Consider the following 22,926-nt stretch of genomic DNA (forward strand, 5'->3'; position numbering starts at 1 on the left):
CTTTTCCTATAGTTTGCAGAATCAGGAGCGCCTTATGGCTCGCGTTACGGTTGAAGATTGCGTTGATAAAGTCACAAACCGGTTTGATCTGGTGTTGTTTGCTGCCCAGCGCGCACGTGAGATTTCAGGCGGCGCAGAGCTGACTGTTGATCGCGATCGCGATAAAAACCCGGTTGTGGCGCTGCGCGAGATCGCAGAAGAAACGGTCAAGCCGAAGGATCTGCAAGAAAGCCTGATTCAATCGCTGCAGAAGGTTCTCATCGACGATGATGATACGCCGGATGAAATCGGTTCGATCAGCCAGTCGGCAGAAGCGCTTCGCCTCACGGCTGCTGCACCACCACGCAGTGCCGGTGTCGCTGGAGACTACGGTCGCCGCTAAACGGTCCGCGTTACGGCGCAGGATTTACCGAGACAAAGAAAAGGCCGCCGGGAATAATCCCGAGCGGCCTTTTCTTATATCTTGTTCCATCGGCTGAAGGCGGATTAAGCGCCTTGCGGTTTGGGATCGCCAAACGGGCCCTTCTTCTTCCGTCCCGCTTTCGGGATGGTTGCGCCGATCGATGGCACAGCAGTCGGCTTGGCGACATCACCATCCGGACGCTCGATCTTGCCGGTCTTGATCACTTCATCAATTTCGTCGCCCGACAGGGTCTCATATTCGAGCAGTGCATTGGCCAGCGCGTGGAGTTGATCCTCGTTCGTGGTCAGCAGATGTTTCGCCCGATCATAGCTGTCATCGATTAGCTTGCGAATTTCCAGATCGATCTTTTTCGCGGTTTCGTCCGACATGTGGACGCGCTGGGATTGCGAATAGCCGAGGAAGGTTTCACCCTGTTCCTCCTCATATTGCAACGGACCCATCTCGTCGGACATGCCCCATTGCGTGACCATGTCGCGCGCCAGCTTGGTCGCATATTGGATGTCGCTTGAGGCGCCCGAAGAGACCTTGTCATAGCCAAAGATGATTTCCTCGGCGACGCGTCCGCCCATCGACACCGCCAGATTGGCGTGCATCTTGTCGCGGTGATAGCTGTAATTATCACGCTCGGGCAGGCGCATGACCATGCCGAGTGCGCGGCCGCGGGGAATGATCGTCGCTTTGTGGATCGGATCGGAAGCAACCTCATGCACCGAGACAATAGCGTGACCGGCTTCATGATAAGCGGTCATCCGCTTTTCGTCGTCGGTCATCACCATGGACCTGCGCTCGGTGCCCATCATGACCTTGTCCTTGGCGTCCTCGAATTCGCTCATCGCGACCATTCGTTTGCCACGGCGGGCTGCCATCAAAGCGGCCTCGTTGACCAGATTGGCGAGGTCGGCGCCGGAGAAGCCGGGGGTGCCGCGCGCAATGGTGCGTGGGTCGACATCCGGAGCCAGCGGCACTTTCTTCATATGCACCGCGAGGATTTTTTCGCGCCCTTCGATATCGGGGCGGGGAACGACCACTTGCCGGTCAAAACGGCCGGGACGCAGCAGAGCGGGATCCAGCACGTCGGGGCGGTTGGTTGCGGCGATGATGATGATGCCTTCATTGGCCTCAAAACCGTCCATCTCGACCAGCAGCTGGTTCAGCGTCTGTTCGCGTTCGTCATTACCATTGCCGAGACCGGCGCCACGATGGCGACCGACCGCGTCAATTTCATCGATGAAGACGATGCACGGTGCATTTTTCTTGGCCTGTTCGAACATGTCGCGGACACGGCTGGCGCCGACACCGACAAACATTTCGACAAAATCTGAACCGGATATGGAGAAAAACGGTACGCCCGCTTCGCCAGCAATGGCGCGAGCCAAGAGGGTTTTACCGGTACCAGGCGAACCGACAAGCAGCGCGCCTTTCGGTATCTGGCCACCAAGCTTGGCAAAGCGAGCGGGATTTTTCAGAAACTCGACAATTTCTTCCAGCTCTTCGCGGGCTTCATCAATACCTGCGACATCCTGAAAGGTGACCTTGCCCTGTTTTTCGGTCAGCAGCTTTGCCTTGGACTTGCCAAAGCCCATTGCTCCGGAACCGCTGCCCTTTTGCATCTGGCGCAGTACGAAAAAGGCGATGCCGAGGATCAAGAGGAAAGGCAGGGATTGCACGAGAATGATCTGCCAGATGCTGGCCTGTTCCTGTGCCTTGCCGCTATATTCGACACCTTTTTCATCCAGCAGTGTCACCAGCGACGGATCGCTGCCAACCGGCGTGGTCGAGAACATGTCGCCATTGGTGAGTTCGCCAGTGATCTTGTCCGGCGCGATGGCAACGCTTTTCACGCTGCCTTCTTCCACCTTGTTGCGGAATGAAGAATAGCTGATTCCGGTTCCCGCGTCGTTCGCGGCACCGGCTCCAAACATCGAAACCGTGAGCAGCAGCGCAACGATAACGCCAGCCCAGATGAACATGCTCTTCATCCAGGGATTGTCTTTTGGATCCTGTTCGTCATTCATTGCGCATCTTGTCCTGTAATCATTGTGGCTGCGGGTGCTGGACACCGCGCGGCTATTTTATTCATGCTCTAAAGATAGTCCTTTTACCGCGGATGACAATATGAGCGCTAATGTTTTTACCGATCAGTGTGATCGGAACCGTTCTGGACGAAGGTTGAGCCAGAAAAACTAGCTATTCCGGCGCTTTGGCGCGGTCTGAAACTGCCAATTATCACCGCCCCGGCACAATATATCACCCAGGGTGACGGTTTCGCCCTGTTCCAGTGCGATAATCGTCTGGTCAATCTGGTTGCCGCGCGGGGATAATGCGGGATCACAGATATGCAGGCATGCGAGCAGGAGTCGCCGCTGAATCTCGGGTGGAAAGGCGGTCTGCGAGAGTGAGCAGCCAAAATCCGTGCTGGTGATATGTTCCCTGGCAAGCCGTTCGACCATCCATTCGATTGCCTCGCGCGCGGCGCCTATTGCACTGGCACTCTGGCTGGCGAGCCTTGTGTCAAATCCTTCCAGGTCCTCAAGCGCATTGCGCACCCGCACCCGATCATAGCCCTGATCGCGATTCGAGGGGTCGTTGATCGCGTCGATGCCCTGGCTGGCGACATAGGAAATCAGTTCTGATTTTTGAAAATGGAGCAGGGGCCGGATAATATTGGTCCGTTTCTCCCTGATGCCAGACATCCCGTCAACGCCGCTGCCGCGCAATATGCGCATGATCATGGTTTCCAGCTGGTCATCGGCATGATGGGCGGTGGCCAGCCAGTGGATATGGTTATCCTTCATCCAGTCGTGCAGCAATCCGTAGCGCGCGTGTCGGGCTGCGCTCTGAATGCTGCCACGGATCGGAACCACTGGCCGCAATATTTCGTGAGGGATGCCGCGTTCACGGCAAATTGATGCGACAAATTCCGCTTCCGTGCGAGCGGCAGGGCGCAGGCCATGATCGACCGTTGCAGCGGCAATCCTGCCCGGCCAGGCTTGTAACGCCAACAATAGCAGCGCCAGACTGTCGGGACCGCCGGAAACGGCCAGGCCCAGTTTCTGGTCATTCGATTCAAACCCGGGAATCAGCCGGTCCAGTGCCTCTGTAAAGCGTTGGTCGAGCGAGGCGGCTGCATCATTCATGATCTATTTGCAGTTGGCAGCAACCTTGCCCGATGCCACGCGATCAGCAAGCCGGCCGCTGGCGACCTCGGGATAGACATCCTGCATTTCCGCCAATACCCGACAGGCATCGGTTTTCTTGCCCAGTTGCACCAGCGCGGTGCTCAGAAAATAGAGGCTGTCCGGGGCGCGTTCTCCCCGCGGTCTTTTCTGGTAATTTTCATAAAGGGCAACCGAAGCCAGCGCGGGCTTTTTATCATCAAGATAAGCGCGGCCGAGCAAATTTTGAGCGAAACTCGCGCGCCGATGGCCGGCATGATCCTCGACCATCTTCTTCAGCTGCGCCTGCGCTTCCGGATAGAATTCTGCTTCCCACAGTCGATAACCATAAACATAGGCATCTTCCGCAGCATCTCCGGTGTCCGGCATGACGATCGCGGCAACACCGGCAACCCGCTTGGGATCAGGTGCAGCCGCTGGCGCCGTTGCTTGTGCTGCTTTTGGGGCCGCTACTGGCGCAGATCCGTTGGTGCTCGTGGCTGGCGGGCTAACCGCTGGCGCTGCCGTCGCGGCCAACCGGTCTTCAATTTTTTTCAGCCGAAACCCGTTTTCCTCAACTTGACCGGTGAGGCTGGCCAGGCTGGATTCCAGCGCATCTACCCGTGCGATCAAGTCGCTAACGGCCGAAGTCGTGATGGCGGTTGCGGGCGATGCAGGGCCGCGCTCTGCCGTTATTTCGGGTTCGAAATAGCGGGTCGAGCCGCCGGGAAAAACCTTGCGCTGAACCGCACGCATTTCTTGCTCGAGCCGATCGACCCGCTGGTCTACATTTGCGTTCTGGGCCGATACCGGCGCGCTGACAAGCAAGCTGGTGAGCAGGATAGTGATACCAAATGTCTTCATCGAGGCCTCCGCTGATTTCTCGTATATTAACCATATACTATTCTGAAAGGTAGAGAAAATTATCACAGCGAACCGACGCGTTCCGCTCGCTCGCCGCTTCACCTAATGGCTCGTGCGTTCGTCAATCAGGCGATGAATCGGCCGCTGGATTGCTGGCTGTGTCCCGGGAAAGCAACGCTGCCGCGCTGACTCCTACATCCTTGATAGTCCGCTCTGCAGTGCCCAGTTGCGGAACGACCTGGCCGTCTATGGTGACGGTTAGCGCATCGGGGCGCCCGGTCAGGATCTGAGGATTGTCGGCATCAGCCGGAACAGTGAAAGTGTCCCCTGCCGCCATTTCATTTTCGAACAGGCGCTTGCCTTCGGCATCATAGATTTTTATCCAGACCGGCTGGGTTGCTGTCAGCACCACGGTTCCCTCGCTTGACGGCACCGAGCCGATATTCTCGAGGGCCTGCGGATTGGGGTTGCTCGAAACGGTTTCCATCGGTGTCGCAGATTCGCTGTCCGTGATTTCCGGCAGGTCACCGGGATTGAGGATCAACGTGCGCCAGACCAGATAGCCGACAAGCACCAATATCCCGATGCCGGCGGCCGTCCATGCCAGATAGCGGGGTGGAATGCTGGACGGGTTGGCCGGAGCATATCCGCTGACTTCGGGTTGGTAAGCGGCGTGGCCCTGTTCATCCATTTCCGCGCGCAGCTGGCTACCGATGGAAGCATCACTCAGCCCGACCGTTCGGGCATAGGATTTGGCAAAGCCGATTGCATAGGTCCGCCCGGGCAGCGCATCAAAATCACCGCTCTCGATCGATTCGAGATGGCGCTGCGGAATCCGGGTTTTTTTTGCGATATCTTCGAGCGACAGATTTTTCTGCTCCCGCGCACGGCGCAATAATTCACCTGTGCTGTGCAGATGCAGCTCGACATTTTCGTCGTCATTGGTTTCTTCGGCCACTCAAAACTCCCTTGGCCGGATCATTTTGCGACCCTTTTCGCACTTACCGGATATTCCTTCGAAAAGAGCCAGTTTGGGCAGCAAAAGTCAATGACAATCATGGTTGAGATGCTGCATTTCACCATTTTGGGCAATTCAGTAGAAAAATTGCCGACTGATTGGCAGAAAACGGATCAGTCCAAGTCAATATTGTGCTGATTTGCCCATTGTTCCAGACGCAGTCTTGGTTCGGCAGGTGCTTCCTTCAAAATGGCTTCAACTTCCAGTTTGACCTGACCGAGATCGAGCGAACGGACCATCGCCTTGATCGGGCCAACCGAAGCAGGCGTGATCGACAAATTGCGAATGCCCAATCCCAATAGCGCCAGAGCGTCCAAAGGGCGGCCACCCATTTCTCCGCACACGCCGAGAGGAATGCCGAACCGTTCCGCATTGTCTGACGCGCGGCGCAGGAATCTGAGAATGGCCGGACTCATCCAGTCAAACCGCTCGGCCAATTTCGGATTGCTCCGGTCTGCGGCAAAAAGAAACTGGGTGAGATCATTGGTCCCGATCGACAGAAAGTCGAGCCGGTCTGCCATCAGATCAAGACATTCTGCCAGCGCCGGAACCTCAAGCATTGCGCCATATCGGATCGCTGAAGGCAGTCGCTTTTTCTGGCTGTGCAGATAGGCGCGCTGGTTTTCGAATACCGCCTTGGCTTCATCAAATTCCCAGGGTTCTGCGACCATCGGGAACATGACATTCAGTTTTCGTCCTGCCGCTGCCTCGATCAGGGCCCGCGCCTGCACTTTCATCAGGGCATCCCGTTCAAGGCCAATGCGAATTGCCCGCCAGCCCATGGCCGGATTATCCTCTTTGGAATCGCTGGTCTGAAAATAGGGGAGCGGCTTGTCACCTCCGATATCGACCGTGCGAAATACAACCGGCTTGTCGCCGGCTGCATCCAGCACATCACGATAGAAGCGAGTCTGGCCAGCCCGTCCCGGCATGGTTGCGGCGACCAGAAACTGAAATTCGGTCCGGAACAGCCCGATACCGTCGGCACCGGTCAGGTTGAGCAAAGCCAGGTCGTCCCGCAGGCCGGCGTTGATATTGACCGTGATCCGGACACCGTCTTTTGTCACGGCTTCCTTGTCGCGCAGCTCGGAATATGCGGCGCGCTTTTTCTGACTCAGCTCCAGCTGCGCTTCAAACGCGTCCTCCATCGAGGGACTGGGTCGCACAAACACGGCTTTTTCGTCGACATTGAGGAGAAGATGGTCGTCTTCCCGCACGACTTGCCGGATATTCTTGACCTGGCCGAGGATGGGGATGCCCATCGCGCGCGCGATGATCGTGACATGGGCGGTCAGCGAGCCTTCTTCGAGAATCACGCCCTTCAACTTGCGCCGGTCATATTCGAGCAGTTCTGCCGGTCCGAGATTGCGGGCAATCAAAATCGTGTCCTGCCGCAAGCCCATTTTGGCTGCGGTACCCATTTGTCCGGAAACGGTCCGCAGCAGACGGTTGGCGAGATCTTCCAGATCATGCATGCGCTCCGCCAACAACGGATCATCAATTTGCCGCATGCGCATCCGGGTATGCTGCTGCACGCGTTCGATCGCCGCTTCGGCGGTCAGGCCGCTGTCGATGGCTTCATTGATGCGCCGGCTCCAGCCTTCATCATAGGCGAACATTTTGTAGGTCTCGAGCACTTCCTCATGCTCGCCGCCGACCCCGAATTCCGCCTGACTGGTCATCTGGTCGATCTGGTCGCGCATCTTGTCGAATGCCGAATAGACCCGGTGCCGTTCGGCCTCGGTATCCTCCGCCACCGTATGTTCGATTTTCACCCGTGGCTGGTGAAAGACCGCGTGGCCGCTGGCCTTGCCCTTGACCAGTTGCAAGCCGCTCAGACGGTTGGCGCCATTGTCTAGCGACGCAATTTCTTCTGCAAGATTGTCATCGACCAATTCAGCGCTGGTAATCAATTCTGACAGGACCATCGCGGCCGTTTGAAAGGCCTCGATCTCCACTTCGGAATAGCGGCGCGGTTCGACATGCTGGGCACATAAAACACCAATTGCCTGCTGATTGCGGATAATCGGTACGCCGGCAAAGCTGTGGAATTTTTCTTCGCCGGTTTCCGGCCGATACTGGAAATCGGGATGACTCGCCGCCTCGTCGAGATTCAGCGTCTCGACGTTCTTTGCGATATAGCCGGTAAGCCCTTCCCCCATGGCCAGTTTGGTGACGTGAACCGCTTCTGCGTTGAGCCCGCGGGTCGCAAATAATTCCAGCAGGCCGTCGCGGCGCAAGTAGATTGAGCAGACTTCGCTGCTGACCGCTTCGGCAACGGTTTCGACGACCTGATTCAATTTGGTCTGGGCATTGCCACGCGACGCCATGATCGACCGCAGGCCGGTTAGGATATTGCGAGCGGTCTTGGTACTCGAGGGGTCTGTTGATGGCATGATCTTTGCCTAGCAGAAAGGCCACGGGAGTGCGATGTCGAAAAGCAGCCTCGACCAAAGCAGATTTATTGATATTAGTTCAGCGTGGGCGTCGGCGCCCACTCACGGCTAATTCAGCAATTCTTCTTTCAGTCGGAGCTTCTCTTTTTTGAGGCTGTGGATTCGAATCGTGTCGGGTAGCGGCCGGGTTTCTTCTTCATTGATCTTGCGTTCCAGCGCTTCATGCTTTTCGCGCAATGCTGACATGTGATTCTGAATCATTAAAGTCTCCTCAAAAAAAAATGTTGATTTTGAAATTGAAAGAGGACGAAAGCTTCCTTTCCTGCTGTACCCGCCAATCGGCCTTGGCGTCCGGCTTCATGATTAAATTGTCTTGGTTTAGACTTGAACCATGAATAGGGTTAAGATTGCAAAATTGTTGCAGTGACGCAAGAGGGAGATTGAACCAGAATGGGGATGAGCGATGAAGAGTTGCAAACGCGGCTCGAACTGCTGAAAATTGAGCATCGCGATCTCGACGAGGCGATTGCCGCGCTGGTCGAAGCAGGCAGTCCGGATCAGCTCCGCACGGCGCGACTCAAGAAAAGAAAATTGCAATTGCGCGATCGTATCATCTTGCTGGAGAACCAACTCATTCCCGACATCATTGCCTGAGGCACTCGCTGTTCTGCGGGCTTGCCAATCGTTAACCAAAGCTATCCACCAGTTAACCCCGGAATCTCCCACGTGTCAGTTTGAAACAGACGTCTCCTGGGCCGGTCGGAAAGCCAAAATTTACTGTCAACCGGGGCCGGTTTTTTGCTACGGCGCAAATATGGCAGATCGTGAATCTCTTTTGACACCCAAATTGCTGGACGCCCTTTATACCGAAGCGATGTTGCTGGCGGACGAGGCGCGGTCCTATTTTGAGTCGGGGCGATTCACCGAAGAGTCCGATCCGGGCAATCTTCTCGCCGTGTCCTTTTCCTGTGAATCGCTGAAAGTGACGACAAGATTGATGCACTGCATCGCCTGGCTTTTGAACCAGAAAGCCCTGCACAGCGGGGAATTGTCCGCAGGAGAAGCCTGGAACCATGATCGCGCGCTCGGTCAGGCCCCAGCCACCGACCAGGCGATGACGGATCGTTTCCCGGTCGAAGCGCGCCAGATCGTCATGGCCAGCGAAGAATTGTTCCAGCGCCTGCAGCGTCTCGCGACGCGCATGGAGCAGGAAATGGAGGCCGAGTCAGCGGTTCAGGACATGTTCCGCCGCCTGCAAAGCGCCTTTTAGCAAGGCAAGCTCGGTTCAGGCAGTCGCTACCTCCTGCTGATCTATCGTCGGATAATCAATATATCCTTCCGGTCCCTGACTATACCAGGTCGGGGTGAAGTCGATCGGGTTCAGTTCCACGCCGGTGCGGAATCGTTCGGGCAGATCGGGATTGGTCATGAAGGTCCGGCCAAAGCTGATCGCGTCGGCCTTGCCTTCGGCCAGCGCCGCCGTTGCATTGTCATAGAAATAGTCGCTGTTGAGCACCAGTGGTCCCTTGAACACCGGCCGGATATGCGGGCTGACTGGTGGCACATCGGTATTGCCATAGGTGCCATGGGCAGGGGGCTCGCGCAGTTCGAGAAAGGCGATGCCGATCTTGTCGAGCAATTTCGCGGCTGCGGTAAAGGTCTCGACCGGCGTCGCGTCATCCGCACCCTGGGAATCGCCATTGGGAGACAGGCGGACAGCAACGCGGTCACCGCCCCAGACATCAACCAGGCGCTGGGTTACCTCTCCGAGCAGACGAATGCGATTTTCAACCGGTCCACCATATTCATCGATCCGCAAATTTGTGCCGGAACGGATGAACTGGTCGATAAGATAGCCATTGGCGGCGTGCAGCTGCACACCATCAAAGCCAGCTTTTTTGGCATTTTCCGCAGCATTTTGATAATCGTCAAGCAGGCCGGGAATTTCGCTGATTTCCAGCGGGCGTGCTTCTTCATAGTCTCTCTTGCCGGCATAGGTCCGGACGCTGCCCGGCGCGGTCGTGGCGGAAGCGGAAACCGGCTTCTCGCCATTCAGGAAATCGGGATGGACGATGCGGCCCATATGCCAGAGCTGGCAGATGATCTTGCCACCGGCTTGATGGACCTGTTCGATCACGGGTTTCCATGCTTCGGTCTGTGCCTCGTTCCAGATCCCAGGCGCAAATGGTGTGCCTAGGCCTTGCTGGCTGATTCCAGTCGCTTCCGAAATGATCAGACCAGCGCCGGCGCGCTGAGCATAATATTCGCCCATGATCGGCGTCGGAACATGTTCCATGGTTGAACGGCAACGGGTGAGGGGGGCCATGAACATGCGATTCGGGGCCTCGATGGCGCCAATGGAGATCGGGTCGAACAATGTGGTCAAGATGGAATTCCCTGAATCAAGAGGCTTGAATTGTTAATCAGACAGTTAAGAGACCGCAGGGCCAAATGCAATGGTTTGAAACCAAGCAATTTCTGTCTATATTGATAGCTCTGATTTCAAAGGAACTCCCATGACCGCATCGCTTCCTGAAGATCCCACCCTGGATGAGGTGCGCGCCTTTCTAGCGCCTGAACTGGCGGCGCAGGCCGCGTTTGACGGCTGGAACGAGACGGCTGTGCTGGCCGCTGCTGACCTCGCCGGTATCGATGCCGATCTTGCCAGACTCGCCTTTAACGAAGGACCGGTCGACATGATCGACGCCTGGTTTCAGGCGGTTGATGCGCAGATGGCGGCGAAATATAGCGCGGATGAACTGGCTGCGATGAAAGTGCGGCAACGGATCAAGGCGCTGGTCGAAGCGCGACTGGAAGCATTGGAGGCTGATCGCGAAGGTTTGCGGCGGGCTCTGGCGATCCTTGCGGCGCCGCCGCATGTGCGCCGGGCCGCGAAAATGGGCTGGCGGGCGGCGGACCGGATGTGGCGGCTCGCCGGAGATACCGCCACCGACTATAATCATTATAGCAAAAGAACCCTGTTATCCGGGGTATATGGCAGCACAATCAGTGTCTTTCTTGACGATGAAAGCGAAGATTTTGTCGAAACCCGTGCCTTTCTGGACCGTAGAATCGAAAATATAATGCAGTTCGAGAAGGTCAAGGCCAAGGTCACGGGCCGGGGTGGCGATCGCTTCAGCATGGCGCGCTTTGTCGGCCGGTTGCGCTATCGGGGGGCCTGACACGGCATAGCGCTGTAATTGGTTGGAGTTTGCCACCACCGGCGGAGCATAATCTGACAAAAAGACTCGCCAAGCCTAATCAATATTGATAATCAATCGCAATTAGAAAGGCTGCGTTGCGATTTATGCAAACACCCACAACCCTGGACCAGCTGTCCCTCAAGCAAAGCGCTGAAGTCGTGGCGATTGACTGGGCGGCCATTTCCGACAACGAGGGTCGGCGTTTGCGGGCGCTCGGCATCGACAAAGGCGTGTCGGTTGAAAAGCTTTACAAGGGTATGTTCGGGATGAATGACCCAATCGCCCTGAAAGTCGGGCGGATGATGATCGCCGTGCGCAAGTCGCATGCCAAGGCAATATCGGTTTGCCCCGTTGCGGTGACGACCCCCGCCTGATTGATGTCAGAACTCGCTCCTCTCATTGTCCTCGCGGGCAACCCCAATTCCGGCAAGAGTGCCCTGTTCAACGCGCTCACCGGCGCGCGGCAGAAGATCGCCAATTATCCCGGCGTCACGGTCGAACGCAAATCCGGTCATTTCAGCTTTGCCGATGGCCGGCCTGCGGAACTGGTCGACTTGCCGGGCAGCTACAGCCTCGATCCGACCAGCCCCGACGAGGAAGTAACACGCAGCGTCGTCATGGGTTTGCAGAAAGGCGAACGCCGCCCCGACGTGATCATCCTGGTGCTCGACGCCGCCAATCTCGACAATCATTTGCGGTTCGCGCTCGAAGTCATCGCGCTCGGCCAGCCGGTCGTGGTCGCGCTCAACATGATGGATCTGGCGGAGCGCGACGGGCTGACGCTCGATCCGGCGAAGCTGGAGCAGGCTCTGGGCGTACCCGTGATCCCGACCGTAGCTGTACGGCGACGCGGTCTCGAAGATTTGTCCGCTGCGGTGGAAAACCGCCTCCTGCACAAGCCCGAAAATATCGAACCGGTCGTTGCCAAGGATCGCGATCGGGGCCTGAGCAAACAGGCAAAGCGGATTGCCAATCTGGCGGTGGTTTCCGAAACCGCCGGCCGGCGCTGGTCAGAACGGGCCGACCGGCTCTTTCTGCACCCGTTCGCCGGACCAATCATCCTGTTCGCCGTCCTGTTCGTGATGTTCCAGGCGGTCTTCGCCTGGTCGGAGGCGCCGATCGGCCTGATCGAAAGCACCAGCGAATGGGTGGCTGCCGGGGTCGAGGCCAATCTGCCGTCGGGTTTCCTGCGCGACTTCATCATCGAAGGCGCGATCGGCGGCGTGGGTTCGGTGGTCGTGTTCCTGCCACAGATCCTGATCCTGTTCCTGTTCATCCTGTTGCTCGAAGCCAGCGGTTACATGACTCGCGCCGCCTTCATCATGGACCGGATGATGGCCAGCGTCGGCCTGTCCGGACGCAGCTTCATTCCTCTATTGTCCTCCTTTGCCTGCGCCATACCCGGGATTATGGCGACGCGTAGCATTTCCGATCCGAAAGACCGGCTGACGACGATCCTGGTCGCTCCGCTGATGACCTGTTCGGCCCGCCTGCCAGTTTACGCGATCATCATCGGCGCGTTCATCCCGCCGACCCAGGTCGGGCCCGGCATCGGGCTGCAGGGTCTGGTGCTGTTCGGCCTCTATGTCTTTGGCATTGTCGGCGCGATGATCGTCGCGCTGGTGCTGCGCAGCACGGTGACCAAGGGCCCGAATAGCGGCTTCCTGATGGAAATGCCGAAATATCAGCTGCCCCTGATGAAAGACATATTGATCGGTCTGTGGCAGCGCGCCTGGATTTTCCTGCGCCGCGCCGGCACCATCATCTTCGGTGCGACCGTCGTCCTGTGGTTGCTGCTGACCTTTCCGAAAGTGCCCGAAGACAGCGCGATGAGTCAGGTCGATTATAGTGTGGCCGGGCGGATCGCCAATGTCATCGCGCCGGTCGTCGAACCAATCGGCTTCAATCGCGATATCGCGCTTGCCCTGATCCCGGCGATGGCGGCGCGGGAAGTGGCGGTAGCGGCATTGGCCACCACCTACGCGATTGATGCACCGGATGAGGAGGCGGAAGCCAAATCCCTGACCGAGCGCCTGCAAAGCCGCTGGTCGCTGCCGACGGCGCTGGCCTTTCTCGCCTGGTTTGTCTTTGCCCCGCAGTGCATCTCGACGATCGCGGTTACCCGCCGCGAAACCAACGGCTGGCGATGGCCGGCGTTCATGGTCGCCTATCTTTTTACGCTCGCTTATGTCGCGGCCGGTATTACATATTGGAGTGCCGTCGCCCTCGGTCTATAGAGTCCTCAAGAATCGATAATCACGTATATTTTTTGGGGAATTTGAAATGGCCGGCGGCATCAACAAAGTCATCATCGTAGGAAATCTGGGCAAGGATCCGGAAGTGCGCACCTTTGCCAATGGCGGCAAAGTCTGCAATTTCAGCGTTGCGACATCGGAAAGCTGGAAAGACAAGCAGAGCGGCGAGCGCAAGGAAAAGACCGAGTGGCACAATATCTCGATCTATAACGAAGGCCTTGCCGGGGTCGCCGAAAAATATCTGCGCAAGGGCAGCAAGGTCTATCTCGAAGGCAAGCTGCAGACCCGCAAATGGCAGGATCAGTCCGGCAATGACCGCTATTCGACCGATGTCGTGCTGCAGGGCTTTGACGCGAAAATGGAAATGCTCGACAGCAAGCCAGGTGGCGGCGGTCAGGGCGGTTCCAACGATGGCTGGGGCGGCGGTCAAGGCGGCGGCGCACCTTCCGGCGGCGGTGGCGGCAACGATAGCTGGGGCCAGACCGGTGGCGGTTCCGGTGGCGGCCAGGGCGGCGGCGCCTTTGACAGCGATCTGGACGACGACGTTCCGTTTTGATAGGCAAATATAGAGCCTGAGTACGTCTGAGGCATCGTCCGCGATAGCAGCAGAGCGAAGGGTCGGCCCTTTTTCGACACAGAAAAGGTGGCTGACCTATTCGTCGTGCATCCCGACAAACAGCGCAATCACGCCAATCATCCCGCAATAGCGGAAGGCGGCGTCGAGCGCCGCTTCGCGCATGACTTCGGATCGCCACAGTTCAAACCATGTTTCGGCGATGACGATCCATCCGGAAAACAGCATGAAAATCGCGACTGCACAGCCGGCGAGCGCGTATGTTTTTGCCTTGGCAAAGGCGCTGGCTTCACCTGCGCGCGCGACCCACATCTGCCATGATCCGGTCAGGCACAAAATGGCGCTGGCCGATTTGAAAAACACTATGGCCAGCGCGCCGGCAAGAATGATGGCGGGATTGGAGGTTGCCCGCCAATTATCGGCACCGCCGTCGAATGTTGTCATCGAAGTTGCAGCTGTCACTGCTCCTGTTGTTCCACTCCAGTCGACAATATTTCCAAAGGCGCCGAGCAATCCCCAGCTCGCGACGCTCAAAACCAGCAAGATTTTCAAGATCCGTAACATATCATTATCCCCCCTCCGGTCTGTCAATATCGGTTGGGAGCCAGCAACTGAAGTGATATTTTTCGACGCTTTGGATCCGTTCGTCAGACGCGATCTTCACAATGCCGAACGGAGCGGCGCCTTTGACAGCGATTTCGATAATGATGAGCCGGTCTAGGGCGTTCGCGCTGGTACCGCATAAAAAACGTCCGCTTTCTTTCGAAAGCGGACGTTTTTTTCATGCAACTTTAAAGCGGTCGTCGCAATCCGCTATAATTTATGCCCGGTCCGGTCGCGCTTGGTATCGAGATAAAATTCATTGTGCGGATTGGCGACAATCTTGACCGGCAGCCGTTCTTCTACCGTAACGCCGGATGCTTCCAACCCTTCCACTTTCTCCGGATTGTTGGTCAGCAATTTGACCTTTGCTATATTGAGCAATTGCAGCATCCGGGCGGCAATCGAAAAATCCCGCGCGTCTATGGCAAAGCCCAGCCGCTGATTGGCATCGACCGTGTCAAAGCCCTGATCCTGCAAAGCATAAGCGCGCAGCTTGTTGATCAGGCCAATGCCGCGGCCTTCCTGCCGCAGATAGAGCAGCACACCCCAGCTGGCCTCGCCCATCTGTTCCAGCGCAGCGTGCAGTTGCGGGCCGCAGTCGCATTTCAGGCTGCCGAGCACATCGCCGGTCAGACATTCGCTGTGCAGGCGGACGACCGGCGTACTGCTGTCGCGCTTGCCGACGACCAGTGCGATATGATCGGTGGCATCGGCATCGCTGCGAAAGCCGTAAATATGTGCTTCGGCATTGGCCGCGACCGGCAGCCGGGCATGGGCGCTAATCGCTAGGGCTGTGGAATCGGCATAGGCCGCAGCATCCTCTGCCAGGGCAATATCCTCCGCATCATCGACGATCAGAAAGGCGGGCAACAGACCGGCTTGCCGCGCCAGTTCCATCGCCGCCATCGCGGCTGGCGGATTGGTCAGCGTTTCGCTGCGAAACGGGCCCTTCATCGGATATTGCATGTCGAGCACCGGATCGACGATCGCGGTAATCTCTGCCGCTGTGACCGGTGCAGGCAGGCTGATCTGGATCGGCAGATTCGGGTCGGCTGCGGCAAACTGGTTGAGCAATTTGAGCGTCGCCGCGCGGCTGGCGGAGATCAGCAGCGACACGATGCCGGACGAAGGCAGGGCCTCCGCCAGATTGCCGGTTTCCACCGGCAGCAGATTCAGCCGCGCGCCATCCGCTTCGACGCCGACTGGCCAGCCCCGGCGCAGCGCATCAATCGCGCGGGCCGCTCGGCGAGCGGCAGCCTTTCGGGGCCCATCTACCTCACGGGCCCCATCGAGAGGCGCTGCGTTCAAAATTTGAATTCCGTGATCAGTGGCGCGTGATCCGATGGCTTGCCCCAGCTGCGCGCATCTTCGAGGACCGAATGGCTGATCGCCTTGTCTTCCAGTTCCGGGCTGACCCAGACATGGTCGAGCCGGCGGCCCTTGTCAGACGCCCGCCAGTCCTTGGCGCGATAGCTCCACCAGGTGAACAGGCGCTCGGGATCGGGAACCAGCTTGCGACCGACATCGACCCAGCCATGCGCATCGCGCATCTTGTAGAGATGGTCGATCTCGATCTGGGTGTGGCTGACGACCTTGAGCAATGCCTTGTGACTCCAGACATCGGACGGCAGTGGCGCGACGTTGAAATCGCCCAGCAGGATCGTCGGCTCCTTGAGATTTTCCGACCATTCGGTCATCCGGCCAAAGAAATCGAGCTTCTGGCCGAATTTCGGATTTTGTTCGCGGTCGGCGATTTCGCCGCCTGCGGGAATATAGACATTCTCGATTCTTACGCCATTTTGCAGCACCGCGCCAACATGGCGGGCTTCGCCATTGTCCTGCCAGTCAAATCGTTCATCCTTGTGCAGCGGGATGCGGCTGATGATGGCAACGCCATGGTGCATCGGCTGACCGTTCAGGATCATATGATTATAGCCGAGGCGCCGGAACATCCCTTCGGGGAATTGGTCGTCGCGCACCTTGGTTTCCTGCAGGCACAGGACATCGGGTGCTTCCTCGGTCAGAAAGCGCTCGACGATGTCGAGACGGGCACGGACGCTGTTAATATTCCAGCTGACGATTTTCAGGGTATCATTCATGCCGAGACTGATAGCCACGCTCGCACAGAAACCCAAGCGCAAAGGCAATCGGGATGTTCGGTAATTTTGCCGGGTCGAGAAAGTAAAACCCCCACCTCCGGGGGCATTAAGGAGGTGGGGGCTAACTCGCGTTCGTCACGCATAGAATGGGTAGAGACTTGTTTCATCAGGTAACAGGGGGGAAAACCTGAGTGTCTCTTCGCATCCTGTAGTTGGTTATAGGCCGGTATTTCTGTCGCGAATATGAACGGAATACATATCATTTTCTGCTGATCGGCAGTCCGTCTCGGTTCATCGCTTGGCGCGGCTTTTTCTCCGCGGATCGTCCCAGTTGAAACTTCTATTGGAGACTGGAACCCCGAATTTCTGATTGGAAAGCCGGATCGACGTGCGATTATTTTTCGAATCGAGTGACACCCAGCCGTCCAGCTTCAGCCCGCCAGGCGCACCGGCTTTTTTGCTGAAAACCATGGTGATGATACCATATTCCGGGCGTTTCGGATCGCTGACCTCGACGCTCAACACCGCCGGATTGCGAGTCGGAACGATTTTGCCATATTTTGACAGGTCTCGTTCCGGATTGAGCAGCGCCGCCAGCGGGCTGTTGCTGATCGGCCAGCGCTGGACCTGATTCACGTCATAGTCGATCAGCGTCAGGGCTTTTCCGTCGCCGACGATCAGCAGATTGGCTTCCTTCTGATATTGAAAGCGAATTTTCCCGGGTTGCTTGATGATCAGCGTCCCGGTCAGCAACTGGCCGCCGCGATCGGTCTGGCTGAAATTCGCGGTCATCGTCGACATCGAACGCAAATGGGTCGAAATTTTCGACAGACTGTCGGTCGGGCTTTGCTGGGCGGTGGCCGGCAGGCTGGCTGTCAGGGCCAGCGGCGCAGCGATCAAGGCGAAACCATATTTCAACATTAAGAAAACTCCAGATTATCCAGATGCCCGCCTAGCCAGTGGCGATTGAACAGTGGCTTAATCAGTCTGTCAGCAAAAAAGGCTAGAGCGGTTCGCCATTCTGATCGCGCAGCACTTCGCGGCGGCCGATATGGTTGGGCGCGCTGATGAAATCATCCTCTTCCATCCGGTCGATGATCCGGGCGGCGGTATTATAGCCGATCCGCAACTGCCGCTGCAGCCAGCTGGTCGAAACTTTCTGGCTCTCGAAGACAATCTGGCAGGCCTGCGTATATTGCCGGTCTTCCTTGCTGTCGCTCAGATCAGCACCGTCGAGGGCAAAGCTGCCATCTTCGGGTTCTTCGGTCACCGCCTGGATATAATCCGGCGTTCCCTGCGAACGCCAGTGATCGGCGACCCGCCGCACTTCGTCATCGGAAACGAACGGCCCGTGGACCCGGGTCAATTGCTTGCCGCCGGGCATGTACAGCATATCGCCCTTGCCGAGCAGCTGTTCTGCGCCCTGTTCGCCCAAGATCGTCCGCGAATCGATTTTCGAGGTCACGTGAAAGCTGATCCGGGTCGGCAGATTGGCCTTGATGACGCCGGTGATGACATCGACCGATGGCCGCTGGGTTGCCATGATCAAATGGATGCCGGCCGCACGCGCCTTTTGCGCGAGCCGCTGGATCAGAAATTCGACTTCCTTGCCCGCGGTCATCATCAGGTCGGCAAGCTCGTCGACGATGATCACGATCTGCGGCAGCACTTCATAATCGAGCTGCTCTTCCTCGTAGATCGGTCGCGATGTTTCGGGGTCATAGCCGGTCTGGACACGGCGGCCGAGCGGCTGGCCCTTGGCCTTGGCGCCCTTCACCTTGTCGTTGTAATTGGCCAGATTTCGCACCGAAAGCGAGGACATCATCCGATAGCGTTCTTCCATCTGCTCGACCGCCCATTTCAGCGCTCTTATCGCCTTGGCCGGTTCGGTGACGACCGGGGACAAGAGATGCGGAATATCGTCATAGGTGCTGAGTTCCAGCATCTTCGGATCGATCATGATCATCTTGCACTCGTCCGGCGTCAGCCGATAGAGCAGCGACAGGATCATGCAGTTCAGGCCGACGGATTTACCCGAACCGGTGGTACCGGCAACGAGCAGATGCGGCATCGGCGCCAGATCGGCGATGACCGGATCGCCGGAGATATTCTTGCCCAATATGATCGGCAGCTTGCCGGTCTGTTCGGCGAAACTGTCGCTACCAACCATCTCGTGCAGCACAACCATCTCGCGGGTGGCATTGGGCAATTCTATGCCCATGACGGTGCGTCCGGGAATCGCGGCGACGCGCGCCGACAGCGCCGACATATTGCGGGCAATATCCTCGGCCAGCTGGATCACCCGGCTCGCCTTGATGCCCGGTGCCGGTTCCAGTTCATACATGGTGACCACCGGCCCCGGCCGGACCGCGTTGATCGTGCCCTTGACGTGGAAATCATCGAGCACGGATTCGAGCAGGCGAGCGTTGCGTTCGAGGCCGGCCTTGTCGATCACATTGTTATTCTGTGGCGGCGCAGGGGTCAGCAGGTCGAGCGATGGCAGCACATAGGGTCCGAAGAAATCACCCTGCTTGCCTTTGCCGACGCCAGCCTTTTTCGGCGGCAAGGCCCGGTCGCTGATCTCCGGTGGTGGCCGGTTGTCGGGCTTCACCGATTTGCGCGGAGCGGGTTCTTTCTTGGCCTTGGCAACGCCGGACCGATCCGGTTCGATCACCAGACCGTCTTCTTTTTGGGCAAAGGGACTTTTTACCGACGGAATTCTTAAAGTTGTTCCGGAAAACAGCGGTCTGTCGAGCCGCAGGCTGCTATAGCCGAGGGCAAGGCCGCTAGCCATGGTCAGGGCGATCAGGGCACCGGAAATCAGGCCGCTCCAGCTGGCAGACAAGGCGTTGAGACCGGCATTGATAGCGTTTGCAAACAGCATGCTGGCGAGTCCGCCAAGACCCGAGGGCAATTCCATTTGCGAATCCGGGAACCATAAGGCCAGACCGGTGCCGACCAGCAAGGCTGCGAGCAGACACCACAGCAATTGCCGCTTCCAGGCCGGCTGTGGAATGTCCCGCCAGAGCCGATTGGCCAGCAAAAGCAGCAGCGGCAGGAACAACATGACCGGCAAGCCGATCAGCAACAATAAAAGATCGGCCAGATAGGAGCCAAAAATGCCCATCCAGTTATGATCGACGCTGCCGGCAGAGGTGTTCAACGAAGGGTCGCTGGGGGAATAGCTGAGCAATGCCAGCAACAGGAATATCGTCGCCAGATAGATCGCGATGGCCCCGAGCAGGGCACCACTGCGCAACAGGCTGAGACGCATGATTTCGCGCCAGTTCGCTTCATCGGCTTTATCGGCCATCATTTACTCCCGTGCGTCACCCCAGCCGAAGGCGCGCATTAACTATTCGCTCCTTTGCGCGAATCGGGGACTCGCCGTCAAGTTTCTTGGCGTTATTTTACCGGATTTGCCTTTCCTTCCCCGCCGTCGATGCCTACCTATATCTCAATATTATGGCGCGGAAAGGCAGTCTCCATGGGATTTGATTCTCGGAATAGCGATATCATCATATTGGGCGCAGGCATGATTGGCCTGACTCAGGCGCTGACGCTGGCTGCCCATGGCTTGCGGGTCGCGATCATCGACCGAGCTGACCCGGCCGACCTGCTGAATCCGCAAAATGATGCCCGGGTTTCGGCGATCAACAGCGCCAGCTGGAAGATGTTTGATGCCATTGGCCTGGCCGACAAGCTGCGGCCGCATGGTTGTGATATCGAGAAGATACTGGTCAATGATGGACTGAAGCCGGGAACCCTCGACTTTGTACCCGGCGAAGGCGAAGGCCCGATGGGCATCATGGTCGAAAATGCGGTGCTTCGCCGGCTGTTGTTTGAAGCGGTTCAGGCCCATGACGGGATTGCGCTGCACCTGTCGGCACAAATCGCTTCCTGTGATCGCAAGCAACATCTGGTCGACATAACGCTCGACAATGGCGAGCAGCTATCGGCGCCGTTGCTGATTGCGGCCGATGGCCGGGGCAGCCGGATGCGCGAGGAAGCCGGGATCATCATGGCGCACTGGCAATATGACCATAGCGCGATTGTCTGCAAGATCGCCCATGAAAAGCCGCATGGCAATACCGCCTATGAGCTGTTCTTTCCGTCCGGCCCCTTTGCCATCCTGCCGATGCTAGACGACGCGGAGGGCAGACACCGCTCGGCGGTTGTGTGGACGGTCTCGAGAAAAGACGGCCCCGCTTATGCCAAGATCAACCAGCGCGCCTTTGTTGCCGAAATGATGAAGAAAACCGGCGGCTTTCTCGGCGCAATCGAGCTGCTCACCGATCGCCCGACCTATCCGCTGGGTTTCCACCACAGTTCCCATCTGACCGCCGATCGGCTGGTGCTGATCGGCGATGCTGGCCATGGCATCCATCCGATCGCCGGGCAGGGGCTCAACCTGGGCTTGCGCGACGTCGCGGCGCTGACCGAATGTCTGGTCGAAGGGGCGCGAACCGGCCTTGATCTCGGCGATTCACAGATATTGGCGCGCTATGATCGCTGGCGCAGTCTTGACAATATGATGGTGTCGGCGGCGACTGATCTGCTGACCCGCCTGTTCGGCCTGCCGGGCGAAACCTCTTCGAAAATCCGCCGCATGGGCATCGGCCTGGTCCAGCGGATTCCGCCGCTCAAGGCGCAATTCATGGCCGAGGCAAAAGGCGAGACCGGCGATCTGCCCAAATTGCTCCGGGGTGAGCTGGTCTAGGGTCTAGCGCGAGCCCTGGCCGTCATCGATCTTGATCACGGTTCCGGTCACCGCATCCGACGAAGGCGACACCAGAAAGAGCAATGTGCTGTCCATCTGCTCCGGCTGTGCCACGCGCTTGCGCGGGAAATGTACCGAAAAATCGCCGGCACGTTCGATCATGCCATCGGCCATGTCGGTGGCGAACAGGCCCGGCGCGATGCCGTTCACATTGATGTGAAATTTCGACCATTCCACCGCCAGCGTTTCGGTGACACGAACCACACCGGCCTTGGTTATTGAATAGAGGGCGGCCCCGCCACCACTATAGCTGGTCGCTGCGATAGACGCGACATTGACGATCCGTCCGGGCGTTTTTTGGGCGATCAGTGGACGGGCAAACTCGTTCGACAAGATGAACACGCTGCGCAGATTTGTATCCAGAACATCGTCGATCAACTCGATCGACATCCTTGTGGCATGTTCGGCATCGACGATCCCGGCGTTGTTCACCAGGATATCCGGCTGGCCCAAAGCTTCCGTCACGGCTGGAATGATCGCCTGCAGCTGGGCCGCATCGCGCACATCCAGCGCAAAGGCCTGGGCCGTGCCGCCATCCGCGGTGATTTCGGCAACCAGATCGTCGAGCTTGTCCTTGCGGCGAGCTGTGCAGGCGACTTTCGCGCCGCAGGCCGCCAGCACCTTGGCAAAGCGGCGCCCCAGACCAGCGGATGCACCGGTTACGATGGCGGTCCGTCCTGTGAGATCGATCGAAAAATTGACTGTGGTCATGGCCGGGCATCCTCTGCAAATTTTTGCCGGGGATGCCCGGAATGATCGGTCTAACGCAAGCGCTAATTTAGTTGTTCAGATCTGACTGCGCGATCGGAACAATCTTGATTTCGACCCGGCGGTTGGCTGCCCGTCCTGCCTCGGTGGCGTTGCTGGCGATCGGCTGGCTTTCACCATAGCCTCTTGTCGCCAGACGGGCGCGCTGGACGCCGCTGTTGGCAAGAAAATTGGCAACCGCTTCCGCGCGCCGTTCGGACAGCGACTGGTTATAGGCGTCGCTACCGGTGCTGTCGGTATGGCCGAGTACATCGACATAGCTCTTCTCATAGCGAGAAAGCGTATCGGCGACATTGGCCAAAGTGGTCTGAAAGCTGGGCTGGATCGCGCTGCTGTCGACTGGAAATGTGACATTGGACGGCATGTTGAGAATCAGATTGTCGCCTTCGCGAGTCACGTCAATACCGGTACCGGCAGTCTGTTCGCGAAGCTTCTTTTCCTGCTCGTCCATGTAATAGCCGATGCCCGCACCAGCGAGGCCACCAAGGCCGGCGCCAACGATCTTGGCGGTACGGTCATTTTTTCCGCCAAGAACATCACCTAGCAGGTAGCCGCCGACAACGCCGCCGAGGCCGCCGATGGCTGCCTTTGAAATGGTCCGGTTCCCGGTTTCGGGATCGGTCACGCAGCCGCTGGTTAGCGCCAAGGCACCAAGCGAAGCCGCTGCAATTATTGATCTGTTCATCCGCATGTTATTTTCCCTTTTTTTGGTTCTTTTTTCGATTGGCAATACGCCCCGCCAATCAGAAGCGTTCATTTAACCCAAGATAAATGAACGGCGACTGAC

At 57.8% G+C, this 22,926-nt stretch carries 22 protein-coding genes; 8 read left to right on the forward strand and 14 right to left on the reverse strand.

From position 1 onward, the window contains the following. Positions 1-34: 34 nt before the first annotated feature. The gene (rpoZ, locus tag V7665_RS02005) at positions 35-382 is read left to right on the forward strand and encodes a DNA-directed RNA polymerase subunit omega (RefSeq protein WP_067201203.1); all 348 of its coding nucleotides are present in this window, start codon (positions 35-37) and stop codon (positions 380-382) included. A gap of 104 nt (positions 383-486) precedes the next feature. Here rpoZ and ftsH read toward each other — a convergent pair whose 3' ends face one another. The 6 genes from ftsH to V7665_RS02035 all read right to left on the reverse strand — a co-directional run bounded on the left by ftsH (position 487) and on the right by V7665_RS02035 (position 8,118). Next, a complete protein-coding gene (gene ftsH / locus V7665_RS02010) occupies positions 487-2,439 on the reverse strand; it encodes an ATP-dependent zinc metalloprotease FtsH (RefSeq protein ID WP_335662862.1) in 1,953 nt (650 codons plus the stop codon). Positions 2,440-2,607: 168 nt separating this feature from the next. Then, positions 2,608-3,561 (reverse strand): tRNA lysidine(34) synthetase TilS, encoded by a 954-nt coding sequence (gene tilS / locus V7665_RS02015; RefSeq protein WP_335662863.1) that lies wholly within the window; start codon positions 3,559-3,561, stop codon positions 2,608-2,610. A gap of 3 nt (positions 3,562-3,564) precedes the next feature. Next, positions 3,565-4,443, reverse strand: a complete 879-nt coding sequence (locus tag V7665_RS02020) for a hypothetical protein (protein ID WP_335662864.1) — start codon at positions 4,441-4,443, stop codon at positions 3,565-3,567. A 121-nt stretch (positions 4,444-4,564) separates the two neighbouring features. Further along, complete coding sequence (locus tag V7665_RS02025; RefSeq protein ID WP_335662865.1) at positions 4,565-5,401, reverse strand: helix-turn-helix domain-containing protein; 837 nt, start codon at positions 5,399-5,401, stop codon at positions 4,565-4,567. A gap of 173 nt (positions 5,402-5,574) precedes the next feature. Further along, positions 5,575-7,857 (reverse strand): phosphoenolpyruvate--protein phosphotransferase, encoded by a 2,283-nt coding sequence (gene ptsP, locus V7665_RS02030; RefSeq protein WP_335662866.1) that lies wholly within the window; start codon positions 7,855-7,857, stop codon positions 5,575-5,577. A gap of 108 nt (positions 7,858-7,965) precedes the next feature. Continuing rightward, positions 7,966-8,118: a YdcH family protein gene (locus V7665_RS02035; RefSeq protein ID WP_335662867.1), complete on the reverse strand. Its 153-nt coding sequence runs from the start codon at positions 8,116-8,118 to the stop codon at positions 7,966-7,968. 195 nt (positions 8,119-8,313) lie between these two features. On the opposite strand from V7665_RS02035, the gene V7665_RS02040 reads away from it, so the two are divergent. Both V7665_RS02040 and V7665_RS02045 read left to right on the forward strand, forming a co-directional pair. Further along, positions 8,314-8,511 carry a YdcH family protein gene (locus tag V7665_RS02040; protein ID WP_335662868.1) on the forward strand — a complete coding sequence of 66 codons (198 nt, stop codon included), beginning with the start codon at positions 8,314-8,316 and terminating at the stop codon, positions 8,509-8,511. A gap of 160 nt (positions 8,512-8,671) precedes the next feature. Continuing rightward, positions 8,672-9,127, forward strand: a complete 456-nt coding sequence (locus tag V7665_RS02045; RefSeq protein WP_335662869.1) for a DUF1465 family protein — start codon at positions 8,672-8,674, stop codon at positions 9,125-9,127. 15 nt (positions 9,128-9,142) lie between these two features. On the opposite strand, the gene V7665_RS02050 is transcribed toward V7665_RS02045, so the two are convergent. After that, on the reverse strand, positions 9,143-10,243 hold the full coding sequence (locus tag V7665_RS02050; RefSeq protein ID WP_335662870.1) for an alkene reductase: 1,101 nt from the start codon (positions 10,241-10,243) through the stop codon (positions 9,143-9,145). A 130-nt stretch (positions 10,244-10,373) separates the two neighbouring features. Between V7665_RS02050 and V7665_RS02055 the strand changes: the two genes are divergently transcribed. The 4 genes from V7665_RS02055 to ssb all read left to right on the forward strand — a co-directional run bounded on the left by V7665_RS02055 (position 10,374) and on the right by ssb (position 13,871). Further along, complete coding sequence (locus tag V7665_RS02055) at positions 10,374-11,039, forward strand: COQ9 family protein (RefSeq protein ID WP_335662871.1); 666 nt, start codon at positions 10,374-10,376, stop codon at positions 11,037-11,039. 125 nt (positions 11,040-11,164) lie between these two features. After that, positions 11,165-11,434 carry a FeoA family protein gene (locus V7665_RS02060; protein WP_335662872.1) on the forward strand — a complete coding sequence of 90 codons (270 nt, stop codon included), beginning with the start codon at positions 11,165-11,167 and terminating at the stop codon, positions 11,432-11,434. A gap of 3 nt (positions 11,435-11,437) precedes the next feature. Continuing rightward, positions 11,438-13,297: a ferrous iron transporter B gene (feoB, locus tag V7665_RS02065; RefSeq protein ID WP_335662873.1), complete on the forward strand. Its 1,860-nt coding sequence runs from the start codon at positions 11,438-11,440 to the stop codon at positions 13,295-13,297. Between the two features lie 46 nt (positions 13,298-13,343). Further along, on the forward strand, positions 13,344-13,871 hold the full coding sequence (gene ssb / locus V7665_RS02070; RefSeq protein ID WP_335662874.1) for a single-stranded DNA-binding protein: 528 nt from the start codon (positions 13,344-13,346) through the stop codon (positions 13,869-13,871). A 96-nt stretch (positions 13,872-13,967) separates the two neighbouring features. Here the strand turns inward: ssb and V7665_RS02075 are convergent, their stop codons facing one another. From V7665_RS02075 to V7665_RS02095, 5 genes are all read right to left on the reverse strand, one after another. Further along, the gene (locus V7665_RS02075; protein ID WP_335662875.1) at positions 13,968-14,453 is read right to left on the reverse strand and encodes a DUF2165 family protein; all 486 of its coding nucleotides are present in this window, start codon (positions 14,451-14,453) and stop codon (positions 13,968-13,970) included. 249 nt (positions 14,454-14,702) lie between these two features. Beyond that, positions 14,703-15,800, reverse strand: coding sequence for a GTP cyclohydrolase II (ribA, locus tag V7665_RS02080; RefSeq protein WP_335662876.1), 1,098 nt, complete (start codon positions 15,798-15,800; stop codon positions 14,703-14,705). After that, positions 15,797-16,591, reverse strand: a complete 795-nt coding sequence (gene xth, locus V7665_RS02085; RefSeq protein WP_335662877.1) for an exodeoxyribonuclease III — start codon at positions 16,589-16,591, stop codon at positions 15,797-15,799. The genes ribA and xth overlap by 4 nt, the downstream gene beginning before the upstream one ends. 291 nt (positions 16,592-16,882) lie before the next feature. Then, entirely contained in the window at positions 16,883-17,512 is a 630-nt protein-coding gene (locus V7665_RS02090; RefSeq protein ID WP_335662878.1) for a LolA family protein, read from the reverse strand. Positions 17,513-17,594: 82 nt separating this feature from the next. Next, the gene (locus V7665_RS02095) at positions 17,595-19,907 is read right to left on the reverse strand and encodes an FtsK/SpoIIIE family DNA translocase (RefSeq protein ID WP_335662879.1); all 2,313 of its coding nucleotides are present in this window, start codon (positions 19,905-19,907) and stop codon (positions 17,595-17,597) included. Between the two features lie 171 nt (positions 19,908-20,078). Here V7665_RS02095 and V7665_RS02100 point away from each other — a divergent pair, with 171 nt between their 5' ends. Continuing rightward, on the forward strand, positions 20,079-21,311 hold the full coding sequence (locus V7665_RS02100; protein WP_335662880.1) for a UbiH/UbiF/VisC/COQ6 family ubiquinone biosynthesis hydroxylase: 1,233 nt from the start codon (positions 20,079-20,081) through the stop codon (positions 21,309-21,311). A 3-nt stretch (positions 21,312-21,314) separates the two neighbouring features. Here the strand turns inward: V7665_RS02100 and V7665_RS02105 are convergent, their stop codons facing one another. Continuing rightward, a complete protein-coding gene (locus V7665_RS02105) occupies positions 21,315-22,082 on the reverse strand; it encodes an SDR family NAD(P)-dependent oxidoreductase (RefSeq protein WP_335662881.1) in 768 nt (255 codons plus the stop codon). A 67-nt stretch (positions 22,083-22,149) separates the two neighbouring features. Continuing rightward, positions 22,150-22,830 carry an OmpA family protein gene (locus V7665_RS02110; protein WP_335662882.1) on the reverse strand — a complete coding sequence of 227 codons (681 nt, stop codon included), beginning with the start codon at positions 22,828-22,830 and terminating at the stop codon, positions 22,150-22,152. Between the last annotated feature and the right edge of the window lie 96 nt (positions 22,831-22,926).

It is taken from the genome of Parasphingorhabdus sp. (assembly GCF_036964675.1).
In the GTDB taxonomy this organism is placed as follows: Bacteria; Pseudomonadota; Alphaproteobacteria; order Sphingomonadales; family Sphingomonadaceae; genus Parasphingorhabdus.